This is a genomic window from Gammaproteobacteria bacterium, assembly GCA_032250735.1.
Taxonomy (GTDB): Bacteria; Pseudomonadota; Gammaproteobacteria; order SZUA-152; family SZUA-152; genus SZUA-152.
This window is the reverse complement of sequence record JAVVEP010000004.1, coordinates 67,116-84,818: the sequence shown is the minus strand read 5'-3', so window position 1 is coordinate 84,818 and position 17,703 is coordinate 67,116. Positions and strand designations below refer to the sequence as shown.

The 17,703-nt window shown below is 62.6% G+C and carries 13 protein-coding genes; 8 read left to right on the top strand and 5 right to left on the bottom strand.

The genetic code is table 11. The features are described from left to right. Positions 1–7: 7 nt before the first annotated feature. Positions 8–961, bottom strand: a complete 954-nt coding sequence (locus RRB22_03805) for a LysR substrate-binding domain-containing protein (GenBank protein MDT8383517.1) — start codon at positions 959–961, stop codon at positions 8–10. Positions 962–1,235: 274 nt separating this feature from the next. Here RRB22_03805 and RRB22_03800 point away from each other — a divergent pair, with 274 nt between their 5' ends. Continuing rightward, positions 1,236–2,099: a tetratricopeptide repeat protein gene (locus RRB22_03800; GenBank protein ID MDT8383516.1), complete on the top strand. Its 864-nt coding sequence runs from the start codon at positions 1,236–1,238 to the stop codon at positions 2,097–2,099. A 152-nt stretch (positions 2,100–2,251) separates the two neighbouring features. On the opposite strand, the gene RRB22_03795 is transcribed toward RRB22_03800, so the two are convergent. Together RRB22_03795 and RRB22_03790 are read right to left on the bottom strand one after the other, a co-directional pair. Continuing rightward, positions 2,252–3,106, bottom strand: coding sequence for an HDOD domain-containing protein (locus tag RRB22_03795; GenBank protein ID MDT8383515.1), 855 nt, complete (start codon positions 3,104–3,106; stop codon positions 2,252–2,254). A 47-nt stretch (positions 3,107–3,153) separates the two neighbouring features. After that, entirely contained in the window at positions 3,154–3,582 is a 429-nt protein-coding gene (locus RRB22_03790; GenBank protein MDT8383514.1) for a PilZ domain-containing protein, read from the bottom strand. A gap of 300 nt (positions 3,583–3,882) precedes the next feature. Here RRB22_03790 and RRB22_03785 point away from each other — a divergent pair, with 300 nt between their 5' ends. Beyond that, entirely contained in the window at positions 3,883–4,956 is a 1,074-nt protein-coding gene (locus tag RRB22_03785) for a polysaccharide deacetylase family protein (GenBank protein ID MDT8383513.1), read from the top strand. A 34-nt stretch (positions 4,957–4,990) separates the two neighbouring features. On the opposite strand, the gene RRB22_03780 is transcribed toward RRB22_03785, so the two are convergent. Then, positions 4,991–6,010, bottom strand: a complete 1,020-nt coding sequence (locus RRB22_03780) for a glucosaminidase domain-containing protein (GenBank protein ID MDT8383512.1) — start codon at positions 6,008–6,010, stop codon at positions 4,991–4,993. Positions 6,011–6,429: 419 nt separating this feature from the next. Between RRB22_03780 and RRB22_03775 the strand changes: the two genes are divergently transcribed. The 5 genes from RRB22_03775 to RRB22_03755 all read left to right on the top strand — a co-directional run bounded on the left by RRB22_03775 (position 6,430) and on the right by RRB22_03755 (position 15,149). Then, positions 6,430–7,338 carry a YiiX/YebB-like N1pC/P60 family cysteine hydrolase gene (locus tag RRB22_03775; protein ID MDT8383511.1) on the top strand — a complete coding sequence of 303 codons (909 nt, stop codon included), beginning with the start codon at positions 6,430–6,432 and terminating at the stop codon, positions 7,336–7,338. Next, a complete protein-coding gene (locus RRB22_03770; GenBank protein MDT8383510.1) occupies positions 7,338–9,776 on the top strand; it encodes an acyl-CoA dehydrogenase in 2,439 nt (812 codons plus the stop codon). The genes RRB22_03775 and RRB22_03770 overlap by 1 nt, the downstream gene beginning before the upstream one ends. Positions 9,777–9,867: 91 nt before the next feature. Next, the gene (locus RRB22_03765; protein MDT8383509.1) at positions 9,868–11,196 is read left to right on the top strand and encodes an acetyl-CoA C-acetyltransferase; all 1,329 of its coding nucleotides are present in this window, start codon (positions 9,868–9,870) and stop codon (positions 11,194–11,196) included. A 23-nt stretch (positions 11,197–11,219) separates the two neighbouring features. Further along, positions 11,220–13,274, top strand: coding sequence for a 3-hydroxyacyl-CoA dehydrogenase NAD-binding domain-containing protein (locus RRB22_03760; GenBank protein MDT8383508.1), 2,055 nt, complete (start codon positions 11,220–11,222; stop codon positions 13,272–13,274). Between the two features lie 78 nt (positions 13,275–13,352). After that, positions 13,353–15,149 (top strand): long-chain fatty acid--CoA ligase, encoded by a 1,797-nt coding sequence (locus tag RRB22_03755; GenBank protein MDT8383507.1) that lies wholly within the window; start codon positions 13,353–13,355, stop codon positions 15,147–15,149. A gap of 34 nt (positions 15,150–15,183) precedes the next feature. Here the strand turns inward: RRB22_03755 and RRB22_03750 are convergent, their stop codons facing one another. Continuing rightward, positions 15,184–16,410, bottom strand: a complete 1,227-nt coding sequence (locus tag RRB22_03750; GenBank protein ID MDT8383506.1) for an HDOD domain-containing protein — start codon at positions 16,408–16,410, stop codon at positions 15,184–15,186. A 214-nt stretch (positions 16,411–16,624) separates the two neighbouring features. On the opposite strand from RRB22_03750, the gene RRB22_03745 reads away from it, so the two are divergent. Beyond that, positions 16,625–17,662 carry an NADP(H)-dependent aldo-keto reductase gene (locus tag RRB22_03745; protein MDT8383505.1) on the top strand — a complete coding sequence of 346 codons (1,038 nt, stop codon included), beginning with the start codon at positions 16,625–16,627 and terminating at the stop codon, positions 17,660–17,662. Positions 17,663–17,703: the final 41 nt, after the last annotated feature.

Genomic DNA, 17,703 nt, shown 5'->3' with positions numbered 1-17,703 from the left:
ACCAGGCCTATTCCGCTGAGGAATTATCGCCCTTGGTGGATTCCCAACGCAGAATACCCTCGACGGCGTCATCGCTGAGCTGGGGCGTGATCTGGGTGATGAACGAATAGACAAAGCCGCGCAGGTGTCGCCCACGGTGCACACAGATGCAGCTGGTACTCGGGCGGAACAGGTGTTCGGCCGACAGCACCGCAAGCTCTGTTTCACCGCTTTCCTCCAGTGCCGTTTCGGCGATCAGCCCCACGCCCATGCCGAGCTTGACGTATTTCTTGATGATGTCCGAATCGAGTGCGGTGAGCGCAATGTTGGTGAGCAGGCCGGCGTCGGTAAAGGCCTGGTTGATTGCATTCCGGCCGGCGACCTCGTGGTCATAGGTAATGAGGGGATACTTCGCCAGCGCTTCGAGGCTGAGCACCGGCTCCTGGGTCAGGGGGTGGTCGGGCGGCGTGATCACCGCCAGATGCCATTCGCGGTAGGGCAGCATCACCAGCTCGTTGGGCATATTGCGACTGACGGTGGTCACCGCCACGTCGGCGGTGCGGTTCAGCAGCATCTCGTGAATCTGCTGGGCATCGCCCTGGTGGATGCGCAGTTTCACATCGGGATATTTCTCGGAAAATCTGGCAATGACCTCGGGCAGGGCGTGGTAGGCCTGGGTATGGGTGGTGGCGATGGACAGGGTGCCCTTGGACTCATCGTTGAGCTGCTGGGCGACCTGACGGATATTTTCCGCCTCGGTGAGAATGCGCTCGGCCATGGCGATGATGGTCTCGCCGGCCGGGGTCACCCCGGTCAGGCGCTTACCGTGGCGTTCAAAGATCTGGGTATTGAGTTCCTCCTCCAGCAGCCGAATCTGGGTGCTGATCCCCGACTGGGCGGTGAATAGCCGTTCCGCCGCTGTAGTGACATTGAGCCCGCGCCGGGCGACTTCGCAGATATACCGTAGTTGTTGCAGCTTCACCGCAGCACCCCTTATACGATTATTAGAATAAATAGCATTCTTTATTATTTTTAATAATTAGCAAGCTGGCCTATCTTTTTACCACAAACCGCGTAAATGAGCACCTGTTTGCTGAATAGCTTGTACTGAAATATGAAAAGCAAATTAATACCGTGATCGTAATCACAAAAACAAAAGAGCCACCTTTAGCAATCAGCATAAACAGACGCAAAGACTCGCAACAGACATGAAACGAAACACACAATCATTAAACCGTCATTGCAGGAGAGCAACCATGACTTCCGCCATTCACAACACCGCCCAACATTCAGTCCGTCGTTCAGGCATTAACAGCGGCACATGCCCCAATAAACTGAATGTCTGGAAAAGCCTGTTTATTGGCCTGTCATTGGGCGCGGCGGCGATGTCGGTGCAGGCCGATGCCTATGAGGATGGCCTCATGGCCTACGCCATCGGTAATTATACCGAGGCCCAGCAGGCCTTCGCCCAGGCGGCGGATGCAGGGAATACCGGTGCCGAGCACATGTTGATGCGCCTGTTTTCAGAAAACAAGATTTATGCAAAAAATGTCGACCAGGAGACCCTGAAGTGGACGCGCAAGGCGGCAGAAAAGGGAGTAATGCAGGCACAATACGCCCTGGCCGATATCTATGCGGAAAAACAGGGTGATGCCAAGGCCGCCGTCGAGTGGTATCGCAAGGCTGCCGAACAGGGCCATGCCGAGGCCTACTACAAATTGGGCGGGCTGTATGAGCGCGGCGCCGAGGGTGTGAAGGCCGATGCGCAGGAAAGTGTGCGCCTGTATCAGATCGCCGCCTCCGAGATGGACGTGTTTGCGCAAAAGGGCAGTGCCGACGCCCAGCATGTGCTGGCCGGTATGTACCAACAGGGTCAGGGTGTGAAAAAGGACGTAGCGATGGCCCTGCGCTGGTGGGAAAAGGCCGCGCTACAGGGCCATGCGCTGGCGCAGCTGAGCCTGGGTCGTCTGTATGCCCAGGGCGAGGATGGCGTGCAGCGCGACACCCATCAGGCCACCTTCTGGCTGAATCTGGCGGCTGCCCAGGGTGAGCCGGGTGCCGTGGCCCTGCTGGATGAGATGCAGGCGGGCGAGCGTACGCGGATCGCGCTGGCGATGTGATGGCAGTCTCTTCCGAGTGAAGTCCGGGGCGAAATCGCACCACAGTTTTTAAACGACAGACTCAGGCAGGATTGAAAATGCCGCCCGTATCCCTACCCAGGGATACGGGCTTTTTCATGTGACTCAAGAATAAAGCCTGGTTTTAAAGGCCACTATTTCTCAAGGAAGAGTGCGCGGGCGCTACCAATCTGGGCCTGGGCACTGGCGATGGTGGGCTCGATGATGCTTTCGTCGAGGCCGGTGAGTTCCCAGGCAATGGCATGGATGCGTGGCGCATTACTCAGCTCGGTAGTGTTCAGTTCCGCCAGGGTGGCGATGCTATTGGCGATATGCACCACCGCCGTTTCCACCCGATGCTGTTGTGCGGCCTCGGGATTGTGGTGATAGGCGATGCATTCCTGGATGAGGGTCGGCAGAGACCAGCGATGCGCCAGTTCGCCGCCGACCTCGGCGTGGTCAAAACCGATGATGTCGCGCTCGGCCTCCTGGGACTCCAGTTCATTCGGGCCATCCAGACAGGCCTCAAGCACCTGACGCGACAGATCGGGCAGCAGATGATACATCACCAGCTGGCCAATATCGTGCAGCAGGCCGGCGACAAACACGGCCTCACGCTGGCGCTTGATGCACTCCATCGCCAGATGGCGCGCACAGAGCGCGCACAGGATGCTGTGTTCCCAGAAACTCTCCATGGAGACGAGATTGTTGGGGATGCCGTTAAAGGTCTTTACCGCCGCGGTGGCCAGTGACAGGTCACGCACCTGCTGGGTGCCGAGTACGGTGACGGCACGGCTGACCGTGTCGATCTGGGTAGAGAAACCGTAGAGGGGGCTGTTGGCCACGCGCAGCAGGCGAGCGGTCAGGGAGACATCCTGATTGATCACGCGGCTGATATCGTCCGCGGAGCTGGTGGGATCGTCGATGAGTTCATTGAGGCGCACACAGGCGGCGGGTAGGGACACGAGGTGCTCTACGTTGTCGAGAATGTTGTGCAGGTCTTCGCTCATTGACGGTGGTCCGATTATTGGTGCGTGTTGTTGGGAAATAGTTGCAGTTAGTCGTTATTAGCGTCAGCCTCGCCGGGAAATTCAGTGGCATATTTTTCGATCCACTCAATCGCGGCCTGTTCACCGGTCAGCTGTCGGCCCTCGTTTTCGAGCACGGCCTGTTTATAGTGTTCGATATGACAGATCTGGTCGACCATGCGTGCGCGAAAGCCATCGCCCTGGTCCAGAAACTGAACGCCAATCTCAAACTCATGCTGGTGAGGATGGCACCAGGTGACCCTGCCGATGGCCTGAAACACCGGCTGGGTGAGCGGGATTGTTACGCGGATGGTGGCGCCCGGCGGGAGGGCGATCCGGGTCTTGAAGGCAAGCCCGCCATGGCTGACATTTTTGAGGTAGTCGCTGCCCTCGGTCACCAGCTCCTCGAGCTGGAAGTCGATGGGGATGTCAGAACGGTGCCGTCTACAACTGCGCATGGTGTTGGTGCGTTTCCCTGTTGCTGCCCTATCCGAGACGGGACACAGTGAGTGTCAATGAATACGCCAAGAGTAGCGGTTTGCCCTGGTGGCCACAACCGTTCGCGGGCGAGACAGAGGTCGATGGTTTTGTGAGAGACTGGATCGCAGAATGTTATGGCCGCCGCGCGGTCGGCGGTTGATCCGGGCCTGTCGGAGCGGGGAATAATGTCGTGTGTTTGCCTGCCCGGGCGGCATGGGATGTTGACGATAATGCGGATGGTGATGCAGACGTTAATGCAGAGAGTAATGAGAGAAATAATGAAAACAGCAATGAGAAAGTACCTCGGCGGGATACTGCTTGCCGCGCTGCTGCCGCTGTTGGCGCCGGCTGCTCAGGCCGAGGAATCACAGGCCGTGGTGTTGATGTACCACCATTTTGGTGTGCAGGAACACCCCTCCACCAATGTGCGCCTGGCGCAGTTTGACGCCCATCTGGACTATCTGACCGAGGCGGGCTACGAGGTCTGGCCGCTCACCCGGGTGGTGGAATATGTGGTGGCCAGGCGGCCCTTCCCCGCGCGGGTGGTGGCGATCACCATTGATGATGCCTATAAGTCGGTGTACACCGAGGCCTATCCCCGGCTGAAAAAACGGGGCTGGCCGTTTACGGTGTTTGTCGCCACCGAGGGGGTGGATCGCGGATTCAAGGCCTATATGAACTGGCAGCAGATGCGGGAGATGCAGGCCCACGGCGCCCGGTTTGAAAATCACTCGGCCACCCATGACTATCTGGTGCGGTTGTTGCCCGAGGAGACGCAGCAGCAGTGGCGGGCGCGCCTGCGCGCGGATCTGGCGCGTGCGCAGCGCCGCATCGGTGAAGAGCTGGGGGAGACGCCCACGCTGTTCGCCTATCCCTACGGTGAATACAACACGGCCCTGGCAGCGCTGGTGCGCGAGATGGGGCTGGTCGCCTTCGGCCAGCAGTCTGGCCCCATCGGCCTGGGCGCGGATAGCCGCGCACTGCCGCGCTTCCCCATGGCCGAGGCTTTCGCGGCCCTGCCGGATTTCCGGCAAAAGGTGCAGAGCCTGGCCTTCCCCCTGTTGGAGGTCGAGCCGTGGGAGCCGCAGCTGGGCAGGCTGTCACTGGCGGAGACCAGTGCGCCGCGCCTGTCGATTCGGCTGGGCGAGAGTACGGCGCGGCTGGGGCAGCTGTCGTGTTTTGTCTCAGGACAGGGCCGGGTCGAGGTGCAATGGCGGGACCGCGCGGCGCGGCACTTTGAGCTGCAGGCCCCGCAGGCTCTGCCGCCGGGTCGCAGTCGCTACAACTGCACGGCCCCGTCTGACCAGCCGGGTCGCTATTACTGGTTCAGCCATCTGTGGTTAAATCCCTAGGAGGCTGCCGGGTCTGGGCGGGGAGAAAGGCGGGCTAGCCGCCGGCGTGGGAGCGATCGCTGTTCGCCGCCAGGGTCTGTGGCGGCTGGCCGAGGCTGGCGTCGGCGAGCAGGGCGAGGGAGGGGCTGTGGATAATGCGGCGAATCTCCTCGACATAGTCGTCGCCCCGTTGCGAATAGCGGTGCAGGTGAGTCGCCAGCGTGCCGGCCTGCAGGGCCTGCCCCGCCGCGCGGCTTGCGGCGCGGGCGGTACGAAATTCGTGATAGGCGTTGCCGGTGTTGAGATTGCGCATGTAGGCGCGCACCGAGGCCTGCAGGTCGGGGAAACTGGCGACCAGATGGGTGGCCTCATCCGCACGCTGCTCGGGCTCGAGGCCTTTGTCGTCGTCGAAGGTCCACTGGCCAAACAGGCTGTTGCCCTGCAACGCGAAGCGCGAACTCCCCCAGCCGGATTCGATGGCGGCCTGCGCCAGTGCCAGGGCCGGGGGGATGACATCCAGACGCCCCAGCAGGCGTTCACGCACGGCGGGCTGGCTGATGTCCCCGCGTACCCGGAAATGCTGTGCCAGCCCGGTGAGCCAGGCATACAGGGGGCTGTCGGCGGCGGGCAGGTTGCCGTTAAGCAACCAGGCGGCCAGGGCGCGCTGTTCGCGCAGGCGGCGATTTTCGATCAGCACAATGGGCAGCAGGGCGCGCAAAAACAGTTCGCGGCGCTGGTTGGGTGATTCAAGCTGGTCGAAATCCTCCGGCAGCCGGGTCAATAACAGCGGTGGCACACTGTGCTGGCCGCGCGGTGGCCATTCATAACGGCTGGCCTCAAACAGCTCTTGCAGGGAGGCAGCGCTCTCCGCGCGGACCTTTTGAGGGTGATGCTCCGGCGTCAGTCCGGCGGTGCGGGGGGCGGGCGACGGGGATTGTGTGGCCACCACGGTCGCGGTGATCATCACCAGGCAGAGCAGGCCGAGGCCCAGCAGCGGGAAGGAATGCGTATACAGTAGACGCCGATAGCGGCCGATGGTGTGGTCTGTCCGGTGAGATGTGGCGTCTGTGGTCACGATGGTTACCTGTTGCAAATTAGATCTCCCTCTGGCGATCATGACGGCCAGGTGGATGATAAGTGTGCGTATTTTACCCTATCCCAGGCCGGTTTCCGAACCTCATGCCCAGGGGTGCGGTGACTGGTGCGGTAATGGGTGTTGCAATAAAGGTTTGCGTGGATCGGCGGGCGCCCGACCATTATTTAGTGTTATGGATATCTGTAGACAGACGCCTAGAGAAAATGGCGTTTATGCCGCCATTAGTGGTGAGGCGCCACCGACTCACTGGCCTGATCAGCCGATGTAATGTGTGGCGCGGTAATCCATCTAAATTTAGGATAATGAGGGAAGGGTGGGGCGCGTCAATCAGGATGACCGGCAGCGGCGAATAGACATGACACAGGCAAAAACACCATTTTTCAGAGGCGACTAGCTGTATGAGGCCCTTTTACTGGCTCGCGAATCAGGCCATCGGCTGGCTGACCCATCAGCATGCGGCCACCGATGTGCCGCAATGTGACTTTGAGCGGCTCAGCTTCGAGATCCGGCCCTGTGATGTACTGCTGATCGAGGGGCGTTCGCGGGTCAGTGATGTGATCAAGACCATTACCCAGAGTCAGTGGACCCATTCCGCGCTGTACATCGGCCGCCTCCACGATATCGAGGACCCGGTCACGCGGGAACATCTCGGCTGGCTGTATGACGGCGACCCCAATGATCAGCTGGTGATCGAGCCGCTGCTGGGCAAGGGCACCATCATCAGCCCGCTCAAAGACTATGCCGGGGATCACGTACGTATCTGTCGTCCCACCGGGCTGACCCGGCCCGATGTGGGCAAGGTGGTGGCGTTCGCGGCCAAGCACCTGGGGCATGATTATGACGTGCGCCAGATGCTCGACCTGGCGCGGTTTCTGTTCCCCTACGGCATCCTGCCGCGGCGCTGGCGCTCCAGCCTGTTTGAACACAACATCGGCCTGCCCACGCGCACGATCTGCTCGACGATGATTGCCGCCGCGTTCAGCTCCATCCATTTCCCGATCCTGCCGGTGGCGCGGCGCACGGCCGATGGCACCATCAGGCTGTTTAAACGCAATACCCGGCTGTATGTGCCGCGCGACTTTGACACCTCGCCCTATTTTCAGATCATCAAGTATCCGATGCTGGGGCTGGATGATATCGCCGTTTATCGCCAGCTGCCGTGGGACACCGAGGGCGTCGTCTGCAACGACGAGACGGAGTGTTTTCTGCCGGGGGTGGATGGCGCCGCGCCGGTGCTGATGGAAAATCCCGGGCCGCGATCGGTTGATGGCCACGGTCCGAAAAACAAACCAGAAGGGGATCACTAATGTCCGTTATGTGGGCAGGGTTGTTGTTGGCGACACTGTGTCTGGCGTTGTATCTGCGCCTGCCACTGATCATTGGTACGGCCAGTCTGGGCGCACTACTGCTGGCCGCCGGCGCGTGGGGTGGGCTGGGCGGGCTGCAACAGAGTCTCTACTGGCTGTTATTCCTGAGCATCGCCGTACCGTTGAATCTGCCGGGGCTGCGTCGCCGACTGCTCAGTGACCGCGCCTTCACTCTGTTCAAAAAGATCATGCCTGCCATGTCGAACACTGAGCGCGAGGCACTGGAGGCCGGCAGCGTGTGGTGGGACGGGGAACTGTTTTCCGGCAAGCCCGACTGGGAAAAGCTGCTGGCCACGCCCGCGCCGAAGCTCAGCCCGGAGGAGCGCGCCTTCCTCGATGGCCCCACCGAAACTCTGTGTCAGATGATCGACGACTGGACCATCACCCAGCAAGACCGTGACCTGCCGCCCGAGGTGTGGGCCTATATCAAGCAGCAGGGATTTTTCGGCATGATCATCCCCAGGCACTACGGTGGGCTGGAATTCTCCGCCCTCGCCCATTCCTCGGTGGTGATGAAGATCTCCAGCCGATCGGTGTCGGCCGCAGTGACGGTGATGGTGCCGAACTCGCTGGGTCCGGCAGAGCTGTTGCTGCGTTACGGCACCGAGGCGCAGAAGGACCACTATCTGCCACGTCTGGCGCGCGGTGAAGACATCCCCTGTTTTGCGCTGACCTCGCCCGAGGCCGGTTCCGATGCCGCCTCGATGACCGACAGCGGCGTGGTGTGCCGGGGCGATTTCAATGGCGAGCGCGACGTGCTGGGTATCCGCCTGAACTGGGAGAAGCGCTACATTACCTTAGGGCCGGTGGCCACGGTGCTGGGCCTAGCCTTTAAGCTGTACGACCCGGCGCATCTGCTGGGCGAGAAGGAAGAGCTGGGCATCAGCTGCGCACTGATTCCGGTGGACACCCCCGGAGTGGAGATCGGCGCGCGCCACTTCCCGCTCAACCAGGCCTTTATGAACGGTCCGAATCGCGGCAGGGATGTGTTCATCCCCATGGACTGGCTGATCGGCGGCGCGCCGCGGGCCGGCCAGGGCTGGCGCATGTTGATGGAGTGTCTGGCCGCCGGCCGTTCGATTTCACTGCCGGCCCTGTCCACCGGCGCGGGCAAGCTGGCCTCGCGCGCCACCGGCGCCTATTCGCGGGTGCGCCGGCAATTCAAGACGCCCATCGGCCGTTTTGAGGGGGTGGAGGAGGTGCTGGCGCGCATTGCGGGCCTGACCTACATGATGGACGCGGCGCGCACCCTCACCGCCTCGGCGGTGGATCTGGGCGAGAGCCCGTCGGTGATCTCCGCGGTGGTGAAATATCATCTAACGGAAAGTATGCGTCAGGTGGTGAACGATGCGATGGATGTGCACGGCGGCAGTGGCATCTGCATGGGGCCGCGCAACCTGCTGGGCCGGGTGTATCAGTCCATCCCCATCGGTATCACCGTGGAGGGCGCCAATATTCTCACCCGCAGTCTGATTATTTTTGGCCAGGGCGCGATCCGTTGTCACCCCTTCGTGTTTCGCGAAATGCAGGCGGCGGCGCAGGATGATGGCGCAGCATTTGATGCCGCCCTGTGGGGCCATGTCGGTTTTGCGGCCAGTAACGGCGTGCGCAGTCTGTGGCTGGGGCTGAGCGGGGGGCGACTGGCGGCAGCGCCGGTGCGCGGACCCTCAAGGGGTTGCTATCAGCAGTTGACGCGGATGAGCGCGGCCTTCGCGTTGGTCGCGGACGCCGCTTTGTTGGTGTTAGGCGGCAGCCTCAAGCGACGCGAAAAATTATCCGGCCGGCTGGCCGATGTGCTGAGTTATCTGTACCTCGCCTCGGCGGCGCTGAAGCGCTTCGAGGATCAGGGCCGGCCGCAGGAGGATCTGCCCCTGTTGCAGTGGGTGTGTGATCACGCCCTGTATGAGATGCAACAGGGTCTCACTGGCCTGTTGCAGAATTTTCCCAGTCGGCCGGTGGCCTGGGTGTTGCGTCGACTGGTGTTCCCGCTGGGTAAACCCTATACCGGGCCCAGCGACATCCTCGGCCATCGCTGTGCGGATATCCTGTTGTCGCCCTCCGAGGCGCGCGACCGGTTGACCCGTGGCCTGTATGTGCCCACCGATGACAGTCAGGCCCTGGCGCGGCTGGAGCAGGCCCTGGTATTGCAGATCGCCCTTGAGCCGCTGGAGAAGCGGGTGCGGGCGGCGTTCAAGAGTGGTGAACTGACCTCGACCATCGAGGCCGAGCTGTGGCCGCAGGCAAGGGATAAAAAGGTGATCGACGCACAGGAGTTCGCGCAGTGGCAGCAGGCCGATGCGGCGCGTAGGGAGGCGGTGATGGTGGACGAGTTCGCCAAGGATGCGCTGAGCTGCCACCTGCAATCTGTTCCCGCATAACGGCAATTAGCATCAGTATACTTCTAGAAAATTATGGCGCGCCCTGAAACGGCGCAAAACACACAGTCTGGTGTAATCACAGGAGCCAATGATGGCCGATACAAAACAGTCCGGCGCAGGCAAAAAGGTCGTGCGTAAGGAAGTGCGCCCCGTGTATATCGTGGACGGTTCACGCACGCCGTTTCTGAAGGCGCGGGGCCGGCCGGGCGTGTTCAGCGCCGCCAACCTGGCGCTGGGCGCCGGTCGTCCCCTGCTGGCGCGGCAGCCGTTTGCGGCCGCCGATCTCGACGAGGTAATCATGGGCTGTGTGATGCCGGGGCCGGACGAGGCCAATATCGCGCGGATTCTGGCCCTGCGCCTGGGCTGCGACAAGCATGTGCCGGCCTGGACCGTGCAGCGCAACTGCGCCTCCGGCATGCAGGCGCTGGACTGCGCCGCGCAGAGCATCGCCCACGGCAGGGCCAACCTGGTGCTGGCGGGCGGCATCGAGTCCATGAGTCATGCCCCCGTGCTGCTGGCGGAAGCGATGGTGGCCTGGCTGGGCAGCTGGGCGAAGGCGCGCAGCATGGGCGCACGCATCAAGGTGCTGGCGCAATTGCGCCCGGCGCACCTGAAGCCGGTGATCGGACTGATCCGCGGGCTTACCGATCCGGTGGTGGGCCTGAACATGGGCCAGACGGCGGAGATTCTGGCGGCGCGCTTCGGCCTGTCGCGCGAGCAGATGGACCGGTTCGCGGTGCGTTCGCACCAGCGTCTGGCGGCGGCGCAGCAGGCCGGGCATCTGGCGGAAATCGAGACCCTGTACGATACCCGCGGCAATTTTTACAACGCGGACGATGGCCTGCGCGCGGACTCCTCGGTGGAAAACCTGTCGACACTCAAGCCGGTGTTTGACCGGCCGTTTGGCAAGGTGACGGCAGGCAACAGTGCGCAGATTACCGATGGCGCGGCGCTGCTGGTGCTGGCATCGGAGGCCGCCATCAACCAGTGGGGCCTGCCGGTGCTGGGGCGGATTGTGGACAGCGAATGGGCGGGGCTCGATCCGGCACAGATGGGGCTGGGCCCGGTGCATGCAATGACGCCGATTCTCAAGCGTCACAAGTTGGCGTTAGACGATATCGATTACTGGGAGATCAACGAGGCCTTTGCGGCCCAGGTGCTGGCCTGCCAGGCGGCCTGGACGGACAAAGACTATTGCCGTGACGAATTGCATATCCGTGGCGTGATGGGCGAGCTGGATGAGGCGCGGCTGAATGTGGATGGCGGCGGCGTGAGTCTGGGACACCCGGTGGGCGCCAGTGGCGCGCGCATCGTGCTGCATTTGCTGCATGTGCTGGAGCGAAACAACGCCCGGCGGGGGATGGCCAGCCTGTGTATCGGCGGCGGCCAGGGTGGTGCGATGCTGGTGGAACGGCCATGAGCGCGGCGGAGGGGACACAGGGCATGACGACAAAACACTACCGGCACTGGCGGCTGGAAACGGATCAGGACAACATCACCTGGCTGCACTGCGATAAGGCCGAGGTGAGCACCAATACCCTGAGCCGGGAGGTGGTCGATGAACTCGGTGAGGTGCTGGACGAGATCGAGGCCGGGCGCCCGAAGGGGCTGGTGATCCTGTCGGCCAAGGCGGGTGGTTTTATCGCCGGCGCGGACATCCAGGAATTTACCCGGATTGAAAACATGGAGCAGGCGCGTGAGGTGATCCGTCGCGGCCAGGGGGTCATCAACCGACTGGAGCGCCTGCGTTTTCCCACCGTGGCGCTGATCCATGGCTATTGCCTGGGCGGCGGCCTGGAGCTGGCCCTGGGCTGTGACTACCGTATTGCCGATGGGGCCGTCGGCACCAGGCTGGGTCTGCCCGAGGTGCGGCTGGGCATCCATCCCGGCTTCGGCGGCATCGCCCGCCTGCCGCCCCTGATCGGCGCGCCGGCCGCGATGGACCTGATGCTGACCGGCCGGGCCGTGTCCGCGTCGGCGGCCAAACGGCTCGGCATGATCGATTTCGCCCTGCCCAGCCGCCACCTGCACACGGCGGCGCGCAGCCTGATCCAGCAGCCGCCCAAAAAGGCCGCGGCGCGCGGCTGGAAGGCGGCCACCAATCATGTCCTGATCCGGCCGCTGTTGGCGGCGGTGTTGCGCCGCCAGGTGGCGGCCAAGGCCTCGCCTGCGCACTATCCCGCGCCCTACGCGATGATCGAGCTATGGGCCCGACACGCCGGCAATAAAAAGGCCATGCTGCAGGGCGAAGAGCTGTCACTGGCGCGGCTGGTGATAGGGGAGACCGCGCAGAATCTGATCCGGGTCTTTTTCCTGCAGGAGCGGCTCAAGTCGCTGGGAGACCGGCAATTGTTTACCCCGCGTCGCGTCCACGTGATCGGCGGCGGGGTGATGGGCGGCGATATCGCCGCGTGGTGCGCCCTGCGCGGCATGCAGGTGACGGTGCAGGACCGGCAGGAGGCGACCCTGGCGCGGGTGATCCAGCGGGCCGCGCAGCTGTATAAAAAGAAACTCAAAAAGCCGCGCCTGGTGCAGGAGGTGCTGGATCGTCTGACCCCGGACATCCGGGGGCTGAGTGTGGCCCAGGCCGACGTGGTGATCGAGGCCATCTTTGAGGACGTCGATGCCAAGCAGGCGCTGTATCGGGAGCTGGAACCCAAGATGAAGGCGGGCGCCCTGCTGGCGACCAACACCTCCAGCATCCCGCTGGAGGTGCTCAGCGACTGCCTGAGTGATCCGTCGCGCCTGGTGGGCATCCACTTTTTCAATCCGGTGGCAATGATGCAGCTGGTGGAGATCGTCACCGCCGCGCATACCGACCCCGCGGTGGCCGCCCGGGCCGCCGCCTTTACCCGGCACATCGACCGCCTGCCCCTGCCGGTGACATCGACCCCCGGCTTCCTCGTCAATCGGGTGTTGATGCCCTATCTGCTGGAGGCCGTGGTGCTGGAGTCCGAGGGCGTCAGCGCCGCGGTGATCGATCAGGTGGCGCTGGACTACGGGATGCCCATGGGGCCGATCGCACTGGCCGACAGCGTCGGTCTGGATATCTGCCTGGCGGTGGCGGAGACCCTCTCGCGCAGCCTCTACAAGGACCGGGCCGTGGAGGTGCCGGCCAAATTGCGCGCCATGGTGGCGAGCGGCAAGCTGGGCAAGAAATCCGGTCAGGGGTTCTATCGCTATCCGGCCAGCAAAAAGGGCAAGCCGGAGCTGCCCAAGGCCGCCCGAGGCGCCTATCGCCCGGCCGATATTGAGGATCGGCTGATGCTGCGCCTGATCAATGAGGCCCGTGCCTGTCTGCGCGAGGGCGTGGTGAGCGATGCGGACCTGCTGGATGCCGGGATCATCTTCGGCACCGGTTTCGCGCCGTTTCGTGGCGGACCGATGCACACTGTCGAGGCGCAGGGTGTGGAAAAACTGGCGGAGAAAATGCGTCATTTGCACAAAACCCACGGCGAGCGCTTTACCCCCGATGAAAGTTGGCAGGACCTTGGTTAGTATCGCGACTGTTGCAACATACAGCCCGTGCAACACAAACCCGGCAGCATAACCCGAACGGCAAGGAAAATCGGCAGCATGGCAAAAGGCACACTGGATATCATCCCCCTTGAGGTCGCCGGCAGTCTGCCGGGGCTGTTTCGTGAACGGGTGCGGCGCACCCCGGATGCCATCGCCTACCGTCATTTCGACCCCCTGCAGGGGCGCTGGGAAGACTACAGCTGGCAGGCGGCGGCGCGCCAGGTCGCCGCCATTCAGGTGGCGCTGCAGGGCGAGGGCCTGAGCGCCGGCGACCGGGTGGCGATCCTGTTGCGCAACTCCCCCCAGTGGGCCTTTTTCGAACAGGCGGCCCTGGGCCTGGGCCTGGTGGTGGTGCCGCTGTACACCAACGATCGCGCCGAGAACCTGTCCTACATCCTGCAGGACGCGGGTGTACGGCTGCTGCTGCTGGAGGGCGATGCTGACCTCCAGCAACTGTCCTCCATCGCGGCCCAGCTACAGGGGCTGGTGCGCATCGTCTCGGTGCAGGCCTGCGCGTCGGCCGCCGGCTATGCCCGCCGGGTGGCGTTGGGCGACTGGCAGGTGTTTGACCAGCAACCGACCTTACCCACCCCACCGGATATCGATAGCCTGGCGACCCTCGTCTACACCTCCGGCACCACCGGTCGCGCCAAGGGCGTGATGCTCAGTCATCGCAATATCCTGTTTAATGTCGCTGCGGCGCTACAGGTGTTTCCCATCTACCGGGAGGACCTGTTGCTGTCGTTTTTGCCCCTGTCGCACATGCTGGAACGCACCCTAGGCTATTACATCCCGATGATGGCCGGCAGCCGCGTGGCCTTTGCCCGCTCGGTGGAAAACCTGGCCGAGGACCTGCTGAGCCAGCGACCGACCATCCTGATTTCGGTGCCGCGGATCTATGAGCGGGTCTACAACAGGATCCAGGCCCAGGTGGCGGACAAGTCCGGGCTTGCCCGCGGCCTGTTTAACCGCGCGGTGGATGTCGGCTGGCGACGGTTTAGCGAGGGTGCGAGCGGGGGGCTGCGCTGGCCGATACTCAAGGCCCTGGTGGCCAACAAGGTGATGGCCAAACTGGGCGGGCGTCTGCGTCTGGCCATCTGCGGTGGCGCGCCCATCTCGGCGGAGGTGTCGCGCCTGTTTATCGGTCTGGGGCTGAACCTGATTCAGGGTTATGGCCTCACCGAGACCAGCCCCATCATCAGCGGCAATCCGGAACAGGACAACGACCCCGCCAGCGTGGGCGTACCCCTGCCGGGGATCGAGGTGCGGGTGGGTGAGCATGACGAGCTGCTGACCCGCAGCCCGTCGGTGATGCTGGGTTACTGGAATAACCCCTCCGCCACCCGGGCGGTGATCGACGATGAGGGCTGGTTCCACACCGGCGACAAGGGGCGGCTGGAGAATAACCACATCTACATCACCGGCCGGCTAAAGGAGATCATCGTCCTGTCTAACGGGGAAAAGGTACCCCCGGTGGATATGGAAATGGCAATCTGCCTGGACCCCCTGTTTGAGCAGGCCCTGGTGATCGGCGAGGGCAGGCCCTATCTGAGCGCCATCCTGGTGCTGGAACCGCAGGCCTGGAGGGAGGAACTCGCCGCCCAGGATCTTGACGGACAGGGCCTTGACGAACAGCAGGCCATCAGCGACCCGGCCGTGCAGCAGCGGATGCTGGAGCGTGTCGCCGCCCGCCTGACGGATTTTCCCGGTTATGCAAAGATCTGTGCGCTGTGCCTGTCGACCACGGCGTGGACGATAGAGGACGGCAGCATGACGCCGACCATGAAATTGCGGCGTGAGGCCATCATCGCGCAGCATCAGGCCGACATCGACAGGATGTACGCCGGGCATTAGCCCGCTGCCTCGCTTTAATTCCCCGCATCGCCGCCTAGCGCAGCTGTGAGCGTATGCCCCGACACCATTCCAGGGTGTCGATGTAGATGGCATTGATTTCGGCCGGGGTCAGGTGCGCGAATTTGATCATCTTCCAGTCGCCCTGTTCATGGGCGATGGCGCAATCCAGGGCCTCGCCCATCAACCCCGTGTGGGAGATCAGCGCCTGGTTGATCTCGTCGGCAAACGGCAGCGAGCCCAGGATGCTCTTCATGGACTTCGACATGATGACATCCAGCAGGGAAAACAGGCCGATGGTGAAGTAGGTGTCCGGATGGGCGCAGCCGGCCTTTTCGGCCAGCAGCTTGCAGAATCTGGCCCGCGACAGCGACATGTCGGTCAGCTCCTGTGGCACCGAATCGATGTTGGACAGGGCCACCAGCGAGACCCAGCTCTTGATCTCTTGCAGGCCCAGCAGCATCAAGGCCTGGTGCAGTGATTCCACCTTTTTGGAGAGGCCAAAATTGGCGGAGTTGATGAGGCGTAAAAACTTGAAGCTGATGCCGACGTCCTGGCCGATGATCTCCTCCAGCTCGCCAAACTCCACATTGGGGTCCTGGGTCTTGGCCAGGATCTGTAGCAGCAGGGTTTTGTTGAGGGGCAGGGTCGTGTATTTCACCACCTTCGGCTGGTTCAGAAAACTGCCCTGAAAATACTGCAAGCCGAGGCTTTTGCAAAACTCGAAATCCTCCTGGCTGTCGACCCGGTGGGCCAGTAGCAGTTTGCCGAAGGGCCTGAGCCGCTCGACGCGGCGCGCGAGTTCGTCCCGGCTGACGGTGCTGATGTCCAGTTTGATCAGCTCGCAGTGTTCGACCAGCGCTGCGGCTGTGCCGTCGTCGGCCAGGTCTTGCAGGGCGATGCTAAAGCCCTGGTCGCGCAAGTCGCTGAGCGCAGCCAGCAGGTCCGTGTCGATGCCTGAGCCCGCGGAGATCTCGAGGATGAACTTGTCCTTCGCAAAGGGGATGCTGTGCCGCTGTTTCAGAAAGGCGTGGGGGAGATTGATCAAGGCGGGCTTGTCGGCGACCAGCAGCTTCAGGCCGATCTCCATGAAGACATTGGCGACAATCTGCGACGAGGCGGGGTCGCTGTCGTCGATGCTGGAAAATTCCGCATCGCTGTTTCGAAATTGCAGCTCGTAGGCGAAGGTGCCCTCGTTTTCATCATAGATGGCCTGACGGGTGATCGAGATCTCAGGGGCGCTTGGCGATGGGTTCAAAAGCATGCTGGGCTCTCTGACGTGCCGAAGGGGGAACCGGGTTTCGGGAGTTATCGGCAAGTCAGGGGATTAACCTGAATCCGTGGCTTAACCGGACTGGGTGGTCAGGGCACGCAGCAGCGTGCTGAATTGTTGAGCGGGCCGCAGTGGCGGTATGATGGGTCTTATTTCCGGCAGTGCTGATACAAAGATATAAAGACGTATACAACGGGGTGAAGGGATGGAGTATCGAAAACTGGGTCGTACCGATATCGAGGTCAGTGCCATCTGTCTGGGCAGTATGACCTGGGGCGAGCAGAATACCGAGGCCGAGGCCCATGCGCAGCTGGATGCGGCGCTGGCGGCGGGGGTGAATTTTATCGACACCGCCGAGATGTATCCGGTGCCACCACGGGCCGAGACCTACACCCTCACCGAGCAGTATATCGGCCGCTGGCTGAGCCGCCGGGGCCGGCGTGACGAGGTGGTGCTGGCCAGCAAGGTGGCAGGCCGGGCCGACTGGCTGGAGTACATGCGTGACGGCCAGGTCTGCCTCGATCGGGCCAATATCGAGCAGGCCCTGCACGGCAGCCTGACGCGCCTGCAGACCGATTATCTCGACCTGTACCAGCTGCACTGGCCGGACCGCAATACCAATTATTTTGGCCAGCTGGGTTACCGCCATGCGCCGGACCACAGCGTGCCTATCGAAGAGACCCTGCGGGTGCTGGCGGATCTGGTGCAGGCGGGCAAGATTCGGCAGGTGGGCCTGTCCAACGAGACCCCCTGGGGCACCATGGAGTTTCTGCGGCTGTCCGAACAGTACGACCTGCCCCGCATGGTGAGCGTGCAGAATCCGTACAGTCTGCTCAATCGCAGCTTTGAGGTGGGCATGGCCGAGGTGGCGCATCGGGAAGACTGTGGTCTGCTGGCCTATTCACCGCTGGGGTTCGGGGTGCTGAGTGGCAAATACCTGCACGGGCAGCGCCCCGCCACGGCGCGCATCACCCTGTACGAGCGGTTTACGCGTTATTCCAATCCGCAGGTGGAGGCGGCCACCGAGGCCTATGTGGCGTTGGCGCGCGAGCACGGGCTGGATCCGGCGCAGATGGCCCTGGCCTACGTGACCAGTCGCCCCTTCGTGACCAGCACGATCATCGGCGCGACCAGCCTGGAACAGTTGCAGAGCAATCTGGCCAGCAGGGATCTCTCCCTGAGCGATGCCCTGCTGGCCGGTATCGAGGCGATACATCAACGGCATCCCAACCCGGCGCCGTAAGTCCGATAGCTTATCGGCACAAACCAGTAGCAGAGGGTAAT

Coding starts and splice junctions, on each gene's coding strand:
- RRB22_03800 (MDT8383516.1), top strand. CDS start 1,236: ATGACTTCCGCCATTCACAACACCGCCCAACATTCAGTCCGTCGTTCA.
- RRB22_03795 (MDT8383515.1), bottom strand. CDS start 3,106: ATGAGCGAAGACCTGCACAACATTCTCGACAACGTAGAGCACCTCGTG.
- RRB22_03790 (MDT8383514.1), bottom strand. CDS start 3,582: ATGCGCAGTTGTAGACGGCACCGTTCTGACATCCCCATCGACTTCCAG.
- RRB22_03785 (MDT8383513.1), top strand. CDS start 3,883: ATGAAAACAGCAATGAGAAAGTACCTCGGCGGGATACTGCTTGCCGCG.
- RRB22_03775 (MDT8383511.1), top strand. CDS start 6,430: ATGAGGCCCTTTTACTGGCTCGCGAATCAGGCCATCGGCTGGCTGACC.
- RRB22_03770 (MDT8383510.1), top strand. CDS start 7,338: ATGTCCGTTATGTGGGCAGGGTTGTTGTTGGCGACACTGTGTCTGGCG.
- RRB22_03765 (MDT8383509.1), top strand. CDS start 9,868: ATGGCCGATACAAAACAGTCCGGCGCAGGCAAAAAGGTCGTGCGTAAG.
- RRB22_03760 (MDT8383508.1), top strand. CDS start 11,220: ATGACGACAAAACACTACCGGCACTGGCGGCTGGAAACGGATCAGGAC.
- RRB22_03755 (MDT8383507.1), top strand. CDS start 13,353: ATGGCAAAAGGCACACTGGATATCATCCCCCTTGAGGTCGCCGGCAGT.
- RRB22_03750 (MDT8383506.1), bottom strand. CDS start 16,410: ATGCTTTTGAACCCATCGCCAAGCGCCCCTGAGATCTCGATCACCCGT.
- RRB22_03745 (MDT8383505.1), top strand. CDS start 16,625: ATGGAGTATCGAAAACTGGGTCGTACCGATATCGAGGTCAGTGCCATC.